Annotated in this window: 1 protein-coding gene; it reads right to left on the bottom strand. The window is 71.1% G+C overall.

Annotated elements, in window-relative coordinates:
• Nucleotides 1-375: 375 nt before the first annotated feature.
• The coding region (locus tag G6R24_RS21245; RefSeq protein WP_192029232.1) for a bifunctional DNA primase/polymerase at nt 376-699 on the bottom strand (324 nt) is incomplete at its 5' end.

The raw sequence follows: 699 nt of genomic DNA, 5'->3' as shown, positions 1-699 counted from the left end.
CTCCGGCACGACAGGCGGGTTGAACCACGCGGCGACGCGACGCGGCGGAGTCTGCCGAGCCGACCGGCCGGGGGCGGGCATGGATTGCTGAACCTGAGCGTCAGTCTTCACGCGGCACGCCCTGCAAGGCCCTCAGAGACGCGCAGCCCACAGGTGGCGCTATGGGTGGCTTCGCTGACTGTCAGGCCGGCGGCGACGCCAGCAGACACCAGCACGGGCATCGCCTGCTCGACGGTGAGGACACCGGCGGCGGCATGCTCCGCCACCCGAGCGCCGGCCCAGTAGACGGTCCGCGTCCGCTGACCCCGAGGCCGGCTAGCAATCTGCTCGTACAGCCCCCGAAGAATCGCCTCCGCCCGCGCTGACCGATGCGCCTCAGGGACAACCCGACCCGCAGCTGGATGCGGGCGCGGCGGTGCAGCTGTGGGTGAAGAACTGGAGGTCAGGGGGGCGAGATGGCTGGGCGAGATGGCCCACCGGCCAGTCGGCGAGGTACTCGGCCAGAGCCTCCCGACACAGACCGTGCGCACCGCCCACCCAGGCGTAGCGGTGCCCGTTCGGATGGCGACTCGGCGGCGCAACAACCATGCCGCCATCACCGCGAACATCCAACCCCAGGCCGTACACGTCCGCGGCCGACAGGAGCGGAACACCGGGATGGCGGTAATACAGGTGCGCACCGCCGGAGCCGGTCACCAC

The sequence above is a fragment of the Candidatus Frankia nodulisporulans genome, assembly GCF_902806475.1.
In the GTDB taxonomy this organism is placed as follows: Bacteria; Actinomycetota; Actinomycetes; order Frankiales; family Frankiaceae; genus Frankia; species Frankia umida.
This window is presented reverse-complemented; position numbering and strand designations above follow the sequence as displayed.